General features: G+C 69.2%; 7 protein-coding genes and 1 pseudogene. 5 read left to right on the top strand and 3 right to left on the bottom strand.

The window, feature by feature from the left end:
* Positions 1 to 232 (bottom strand): annotated as a pseudogene (locus A3IC_RS70045) (hypothetical protein); the annotation flags it as partial.
* 290 nt (positions 233 to 522) lie between these two features.
* Positions 523 to 1095 (bottom strand): hypothetical protein, encoded by a 573-nt coding sequence (locus A3IC_RS62090; RefSeq protein WP_158695899.1) that lies wholly within the window; start codon positions 1093 to 1095, stop codon positions 523 to 525.
* A 125-nt stretch (positions 1096 to 1220) separates the two neighbouring features.
* Between A3IC_RS62090 and A3IC_RS0110915 the strand changes: the two genes are divergently transcribed.
* The 5 genes from A3IC_RS0110915 (at position 1221) to A3IC_RS0110890 (ending at position 7495) form a co-directional block, all read left to right on the top strand.
* A complete protein-coding gene (locus A3IC_RS0110915) occupies positions 1221 to 2696 on the top strand; it encodes an AAA family ATPase (RefSeq protein WP_020550088.1) in 1476 nt (491 codons plus the stop codon).
* 407 nt (positions 2697 to 3103) lie between these two features.
* Positions 3104 to 3640: a DUF4365 domain-containing protein gene (locus tag A3IC_RS0110905; protein ID WP_026218123.1), complete on the top strand. Its 537-nt coding sequence runs from the start codon at positions 3104 to 3106 to the stop codon at positions 3638 to 3640.
* Positions 3637 to 4806, top strand: a complete 1170-nt coding sequence (locus A3IC_RS0110900) for a hypothetical protein (RefSeq protein WP_020550086.1) — start codon at positions 3637 to 3639, stop codon at positions 4804 to 4806. Before A3IC_RS0110905 ends, A3IC_RS0110900 begins: the two co-directional genes overlap by 4 nt.
* A gap of 350 nt (positions 4807 to 5156) precedes the next feature.
* Positions 5157 to 5768 (top strand): hypothetical protein, encoded by a 612-nt coding sequence (locus tag A3IC_RS0110895; RefSeq protein ID WP_020550085.1) that lies wholly within the window; start codon positions 5157 to 5159, stop codon positions 5766 to 5768.
* Positions 5769 to 6046: 278 nt separating this feature from the next.
* Positions 6047 to 7495 carry an AAA family ATPase gene (locus A3IC_RS0110890; RefSeq protein WP_020550084.1) on the top strand — a complete coding sequence of 483 codons (1449 nt, stop codon included), beginning with the start codon at positions 6047 to 6049 and terminating at the stop codon, positions 7493 to 7495.
* Positions 7496 to 7640: 145 nt separating this feature from the next.
* Here A3IC_RS0110890 and A3IC_RS53660 read toward each other — a convergent pair.
* Positions 7641 to 8014 (bottom strand): transposase (locus A3IC_RS53660; RefSeq protein WP_020550083.1); only part of this gene is annotated, 374 nt, incomplete at its 5' end.

Below are 8014 nucleotides of genomic sequence, written 5' to 3'. Positions count from 1 at the left end.
TCCCGACGCGACGGCGCTCCTCGGTGATCGGCGCATGGACGCGCTCGTGCCCGGCACGGTCGACTGTCTTGCGTCCGTACCGCCGGCGGGTCCCGGTCCTGCGGTTGATCCCCACCTCGCGGCACGCCGCCGAGTTGCTCATCCCTTGCGCCATCAGGCGAAGGTATTGATCACGCTTGTCCGCCAACGGAGCAGGTCCGCGCTTCTTCGATGTTCGCCGCGGCTTGGCCATCGCAACACCCCGCAGGGTCAGGTGTTGCAACCACCTTTAGAACCCAAGACGCATAGCCAGTCACGGTCACCGCGATCGGCGACCGCTGGGCACTGGTGACCTCGGAGCGGATCGTCCACGTCTACCCGGTGCGGATCCCGTGAGCGGCCTCCCACGCCGTCCGGATGCCCGGCCCGTCGCCGGTGGCGACTGCGGGGTGACGCGACGACTACGAACGCGTGCCGGGCCCACCGGGCGGAGAGTTCAAGTGGACGGTCAATGCATGGGCCTCTTCGAGATGCCGATGGGGCTCAGGCCCGGGTGGTGCCGACAATCTCCGGAGGGGCGAGCTCGCTGTAACGAGGCCTTGGACTGGCAGGGCGTCGGGAACCGTGTGCGGAGAGGCGGCCCGGTGTCGATGGGTCGGAACCGGGATGCAGTGGTCGAAGAGGGCTTTGTGCGCCGAGGCTTCCGATGGACGTGTAGACCTGTGCCGCGCTTCGCGCTCGTTGCTCCGGGAGTACATGGTTCAGCTCCGGGGTGCGCAGCAGCTCGAGGATGCTCGGTGCATCGGCGGAGAGGATGTCCGCCCCCGGCGCGGTGGCCTGGCGGAGCATTGATTGGCACACGTCGGCGAAGGGTTGCTCGCGGATGGTCAGAACCACCGACGCCATCGCGTCGCTGCGCCTGCGGCCGTCCTCCCACCCCTGCAAGGACAGGTCGACAACCCGTCGAGCTTGGCGACCACGGGTCGGCAACGGGCGGTTGAGACCGCAAACGGCGATCGTGGTGACGCCCTCGGGAGTCAGCGGGTGGTATTCGCCGAGGGCGAGAGTGAGAAGAAGATGGTCGAACGGGTCCTCGGCGGTCGGGTCGATGAGCAACGGGCGACCCGCGTCGTCGATCGGATACCGGCCACGTGGCAACGGGTCGGATTGGATCGGAGGCAATCAATGATAACTACAGTTATAATAAATGTTCTCATCATTGCCGACGTCCGGATGGGATCGTGCACAAGCCGTCCGACATGTTCGACCGCGACTTCGAGTGGTCCGAGCTCGTGCGCTTCGCCGCCTATCCCGGGCGCGAGGCCACGCTCGGCGTGGTCTCCGGGCGGCGTCGCCAGGGCAAGACGTTCCTCCTGGACGCGCTGTGCCGCGAGACCGGCGGGTTCTACTTCTCCGCCACCGAGGCCACCGAGGCCGAGTCGCTGCGCCAGTTCGGAGCGGCCCTCGCGCGGCACACCGGCCAGCCGATCCCGTACCGGTTCGTGCACTGGGAGGAGGCCGTCGAGACCCTGATGGCCATCCCCGTACCCGATGGCAGGCCCATGACCGTCGTCATCGACGAGTTCCCCTTCCTCGCGAAGGCGTCCCCCGAACTGCCCTCGCTCCTGCAACGCGCGCTCGGGCCGAACGCGCGCCGCGGCGGCGCCCCGATCCGGCTGCTGTTGTGCGGCTCCGCCCTGTCGTTCATGGGCAACCTGCTCGCCGGGACGGCGCCGTTGCGCGGGCGCGCGAGCCTGGAACTGGTCGTGCCCACCCTCGACTACCGACTCGCCGCGCGCTTCTGGGGGATCGACGATCCCACGCTGGCCCTCCTCGTCAACGCCGTCGTCGGCGGGACCCCCGCCTACGCCCGCGAGTTCACCCTCGGCGACAGCCCCGCCGATCTCGACGACTTCGGCCCCTGGGTACAACGCAACGTCCTCAACCCGGGACGCCCGCTCTTCCGCGAGGCCCGCTTCCTGCTCGCCGAGGAACCGAACCTGCGCAACACCGCCCTCTACCACGGCGTCCTGTCCGCGATCGCCGACGGCAACCACACCCGAGGCGGCATCGCGAGCTACCTCGCCCGCAAGTCCACCGACCTCGGCCACGCCCTCGCGGTGCTCGAGGACACCGGCATGATCATCCGCGACCCCGACGCCTTCCACGGCAAACGCTCCGCGTACCGCATCGCCGAACCCATCGTGTCCTTCCACCACGCGGTCATGCGCCCGGAATGGAGCGACCTCGAGCGCCCCGGGCACGCCGCAGACGTCTGGGCCCGTTCCCAGGCCACCTTCCTCAGCAAGGTCGTCGGCCCGCACTTCGAACAGGTCTGCCGCGCCTGGACCCGCTGGTACGCCTCCCCCGAAACCCTCGGCGGCCGGCGCATCCGCGTGCAATCGGGCACCATCCCCGACCCCGCCGCCAAGAACGGCCTCGAGGTCGACGTCGCCGTCTTCGGCCGCGACGACCACGGCCGCGAAACCCTCCTGGCCATCGGCGAGGCCAAATGGAAGGCACGCATGGGCCGAGCCCACCTGGCCCACCTCGAACGCATCCGCGAACTCCTCGCCGCCCGCACCGGCGTCGACGCCACCCACACCCGGCTGCTCTGCTTCAGCGGCGACGGCTTCACCGACGACCTCCACACCGCCGCCACCGACAACCCCGACCTCCAACTCGTCGACCTGGAACGCCTCTACAACGGATCGTGACCCCGGGCGGAACCGCGCTCGCACCCCCTTCATCCCGCCCCGCGCACGCGCGACTTCGCGAAGACCGAGCCGCTGCGGCACGAAGCATGGGCGGCTCGGGAGAACCGAGAGAACACAGGGCGCCCGGCGGAGCTCGGCGCGCCTCGTCACTCAGGACGCCCCGCGGTACGGATCGGTGAGCGGTTCGGTGAGTCGGCGCACCGACTCGTGCACGGATCGCATCGCCGGACCGGCCACGTAGTAGCGACCTCGGGCCCCACCCTGCGGAGCCGGCGGCCCAGCCGACCCGGCTCCCGAATGCCCCGCGCCGATGTCCGGGTCCTCGATCCGACCGAAATCCCCGAACGCCTGCCCGAGACACGGCGTCGGCGCTACGTTCGGCGTGCTGCCGGAGTCGGGGGGATGCGGTGGGTGACGGTACGGGGCGCGTTCGGGACGGATTACCGGAAAACGCCCGCAAAGAGCACTTCAGTCTGGGCTTCGTCCAGGTCATAGCGGCCGCGGCGGGGTGTGGCGTGAAGTTTCACGCGGCGGACTACGACGGCGTCGACATGACTATTGCGTCGTCGTGCGACTACGGTAAGTATCATGGTCCCGAGTTCGAGCTGCAGGTGAAGTGCACGGACCACGCCGACCTGTTGAAGGACGAGGCGCTGGCGTGGGACATGGACGCGGGACCGTACCGGCATCTGGCGAATCCGAAGCGGTTCAACCGGGCGTATCTGGCGGTGTTGCTTGTGCCGAAGGACGTGGAGACGTGGCTCGACCAGAGCGAGGAGCGGATCCTGTCCGCGAGTTGCATGTACTGGGCGGATCCGGCGGAGTGGCCGCCGCTCGCCGAGGGGCAATTGACGAAGCGCGTCAAATTACCGAGAAGTAACATCTTCAAGCCGGCGACGGTGCTTGAGATGATGAAGGACATCGGCGAGGGGGGCTGGCGATGAGCGCCTCGACCATCGGCCGCTACGGCGACCTCGACCGGGTCCTCTCCCCCGCCGTCGTCTCCGGACACCTCGCCGCCCACGGCTGGACCCTCGAGGCCCGTCAGGCCCACGTCAGGGAACTCTGGCGGCTCGAGGACGACAACGGTGGCCTCACCGCCCGGATCCTCCTTCCCCTCGCCACCGACTACGAGGACTTTCGCCGACGCTTCGACGAGGCCCTTTACGGCATCGGACGCGTCTACGACTGGGATCCCGAGACACTCCTCGAACACGTATCCGCGACCCGCGCCGACCTGTTCTACATCCGCCTGGACCAGAGTCTCCGCGACGGAACGATCTCGTTCGAACAGGCCGACGAAACCCTCCGAGGCATCCACAAGATGCTCGGCGCCGCCGCGATGACCGCCGCCGGCCCCGAACACCCCCGCTCCGGCGGCCGACGACCCACCGTCGTGCGCGAGTTCCTCGCCGACGACGTCCGCCTCGGCCACACCAAACGCGGCAGTTTCATCTTCACCATCGTCACCAGACTCGGGGAACCGGATCCCGATCCCACCGGTGCTCGCACGGCCGAGGCCCCGTTCCCGCGACGCGTCATGGAAACCCTCGCCCACGGACTCGAAACCACCCGCGACGCCGCCCTGTCGAGCGTCCGCGGCGACGCGCCCGGCATGAGTCTGGGCCTCGTCGAATCCCTGGAGGACCTGACCAGGGCTCCCGGGCTGCGCGCCCTCGACCTCTCCTTCGAATGGTCCCCGGTACTACCCTCGCCGCCCACGATCCACCACGTCCTCATGGGCCGCGACGTCATCGGCGAACTGCCCCGCGTCCGCGAGGGCTTGGCCCGCCGCGAGGAACCGCCCACTCGACAGACCGTCGTGGGCCCGGTCAAATCACTCACCCGCGAGAACGCGGGCACGGCCACCGAGGAACGCGGAACCGTCGTACTGCTCGCGGACATCCCGGACAAGGGCATCCGCAACGTCCACGTGACGTTGACCGGCGAGAACTACGACTGGGCCATACGGGCACACCGGGCCAAGCTCCCCCTCACGGTCACCGGAGACCTGACCCGCGACCGCCGCACCTGGCGTCTGCTGGGCGACATCCTCCTCGACACCACGTTCCTCGCACACGTACTTGACCGCCCGGCGACCGAAGGCTGACACCGGAACCGGCGGAACCGGCGGGCGGGTTCGGGCACAGGGGCCACCGGACGACACGGCGAGCCGTCCCACCGCCCGAGCAACGCGGCATTTCCGGCCGGACGACGGACGGGCGCTCCGCGGAGCGGCCGTCCAGATCGCCGAGCCGGCTCGGCCCGGAACGCGTAGTGCCAATCCGTCCGTAGCGCCTCCGTGAGGCGGTTCTCGACGACCCCGGGGTCGTCTAGCAGCATCGCTGACCACCTGGCGCCCGGCCAGCCGTCCGAGGGGGCGTCGAAGGCACGCCCGGCGCATTGCCGGCACCGACCGCCTCGCAGTGGACCGGTGGCCTTCCGCGTTCCCCAACTCGGTTGGCGATCGCCTCGGCCCATGCGGTGTGGGAGGACATCGCCCACTTCCTCGGCACCGACGTGGCCGAAGCGCGAGCGCTTCACCCCGCCGTCGAGCGGTGGGAGCGTGGGTTCGAGGAGCCGTGCCGGCTGGACGAGCGGCCGCAAGCGCGTGCCCCGGCTCCCACCGCAGCCTACGATCCCAAGGCCGAATGCCGGCAATTCGACTTCTCCGTACGTCTCCGCGTGTACTTCGACGACCCGCACTCCGTCAGTGGGGTGCTCCGCCCCGACCCTCCGGCCGACGGAACGCCGCCCCCGGACTACGCCATGGGCGGTCGGATCCGCGCCGAAGCCTCGGCCCGTTCAAGCGCCTGCTCGCCCACTTCACGAACGCCGACTTCACCCCGACCGACCGGGACGCCGCCGCGGCGCGTGCGGAGCACCGACGAGGACGACCTCGACACGTGGGACACCCACGCGGTGGAGGGCACGTTCGGCTCGCTCCGCGTTCGCGTCGCGAACGTCACCCGTGACGACGATCTTGTCGAGCTCGTCGTCACGGGGGCGCCGGACGCCAAAGTGCGGTTGCGCGTCGACACACCGTTCGAGGCCCTGGGGCCGGTCGTATAGGGCCCGGTCCTCCTGGCCGAGAAGGACCGGCGCCGGAGCGGCTACGCCGTGAACGGCCCTCCGGCGCCGGCCTCTCTCGGGCGGGGAAGGGTGCCCGGCGCCGGGCACCCTTCCCCGCCCGAGAGAGGCCGGCGGTCGCGAGGACGCCGTCGGGCATATCGGCGGCGCCGACGTGGTGAGCGGACACCGGAAGCAGGCAGGCGTTTATCATAACTGCAGTTATCATAAATGGATCCATCTCTGGAGATCATGTGTCGAAGCTGCCCAGGCCGGACGAGATGTTCGACCGCGACTACGAATGGTCGGCGCTGGAGAACTTCGCCACCGATCCGAAGCCGGGCGCCACCCTCGGAGTGGTCTCCGGCCGCCGCAGGCAGGGCAAGACGTTCCTGCTCCGCGCCCTGTGCCAGGCGACCGGGGGCCTGTACTTCGCGGCGGATGAAGGCACCGACGGCGAGTCCCTGCACCGGATCGGGAAGGTCCTCGCCGAGTACGTCCGGGCGCCCGCCCCTTTCGTCTTCGACGACTGGCACGCCGTCGTGGACGCGTTGCTGGCGCTGGGCCGGGAACACGCCGTGCCGGTGGTCATTGACGAGTTCCCCTACCTCGTCAAGGCGAACCCGCGCCTGCCGTCCATCATTCAGAACGCGCTCGCACCGCTGCGCGAGGAACGCGACGCCAGCCGCACCAGGCTGTTGCTCTGCGGGTCGGCGATGTCGTTCATGGGCCGCCTCCTCAGCGGCAACGCGCCCCTGCGCGGTCGCGCGGGACTCGAACTGCTCGTGCCCACGCTCGACCACCGACTGGCCGCCGAGTTCTGGGGGATCAACGACCCCCGGACCGCCTTGAAGGTCAACGCCATCGTGGGCGGAACCCCCGCCTACCGCAGGGAGTTCGCCCGCGACGACACTCCGTCGAGCCCGGACGACTTCGACGCCTGGGTGATCCGCACGGTGCTCTCCGCGTCCAGTCCGCTCTTCCGCGAGGCTCGCTACCTCCTCGCGGACGAACCCGACCTGCACGACACTGGCCTGTACCACTCGGTCCTCGCCGGTATCGCCGCGGGCAACCACAACCGCGGCGGCATCGCCTCCTACATGGGCCGCAAGTCCGGCGACCTCGCCCACTCGCTGACGGTCCTCGAGGACTGCGGACTGATCACCCGCGAACCCGACGTCTTCAAGGACAACCGCACCACGTTCCGCATCGCGGAGCCCCTGGTCACCTTCTACCACGCCGTCATGCGCCCGCTGTGGTCCGATCTCGAACACACCCGTGACGCGACCGCGCTGTGGCAACGCAGTCAACGCCGCTTCGTCGGCAACGTCCTGGGCCCCCACTACGAACACATCGGCCGCCACTGGACCCGCCACCACGCGGGCCCCGAGCTCCTCGGGGACCACCCGTACCGGGTCGGCTCCGGAACGGTCAACGATCCAGCGCGCAAGACGAGCCACGAACTCGACGTCGTCGCCTTCGGCCTCGATGACGACAACCGCCAACCCCTGCTGGCGATCGGCGAGGCGAAATGGGGCGAGACGATGGGCCTGCCCCACTTGGAACGACTTCGACACATCCGGGCCCTGCTCACCGCGCAGGGCCGCCACGGCGCACAGGCCGCGAAACTCGTCTGCTACGGCGGCGCCGGATTCACTACCGATCTCCACGGCCGCGCCGCAGAAGACGACGACGTACTCCTCGTGGGCGTCGACGATCTCTACCACTGAGCAGTCGTGACAAAGTCATGCTCGCGGCTCGGCAACGAGTGGAACTTGACGCGACAACCGGATGCGGGCATCGGGTACGAACCACCGGACCGGTCCTCGAACTGGTACTGAGCTTGACTCTGTCGGTGATCTTGGATGGTCGAGGTCAGGTGCCAAGGGTTCGCCAGGACTTCGATCGGGGAATCGCCTGCTGGTCCAGGAAGGTCTGGAAGGCGGTCGGCGGTCTCGGTGAGCAGGTCTTCTCGGCCCCCGACCGGCCGCTGAGTCGTTCGATGTTCACGGCGATGGCTGTGAGTACGTGTTGCAGGTGGGCTTTCGGTTGTCCTCGGTGGCGGCAGTGGCGCATGCCGTGTCCGTGGGCGAACTCGTTGATGGTGCCCTCGACTCCGGAGCGGACCGCGTAGCGTGCCTTCCATTCGGGTGTCTGTTGCTCGGCGCGGACGCGGACTTGCAGGTCGCGGGGCTCCCGCGAGGGAAAGCCCACGTTGCGGGTGCTCTCGCGGGAGTTGGTGCACCGGG

The sequence above is a fragment of the Embleya scabrispora DSM 41855 genome (genome assembly GCF_000372745.1).
Lineage (GTDB): Bacteria > Actinomycetota > Actinomycetes > Streptomycetales > Streptomycetaceae > Embleya > Embleya scabrispora.
This window is presented reverse-complemented; position numbering and strand designations above follow the sequence as displayed.

Bases quoted from the DNA above. Each gene is read 5' to 3' on its own strand.
- A3IC_RS0110900 (WP_020550086.1), top strand. From the start codon at position 3,637: ATGAGCGCCTCGACCATCGGCCGCTACGGCGACCTCGACCGGGTCCTC.
- A3IC_RS0110890 (WP_020550084.1), top strand. From the start codon at position 6,047: ATGTTCGACCGCGACTACGAATGGTCGGCGCTGGAGAACTTCGCCACC.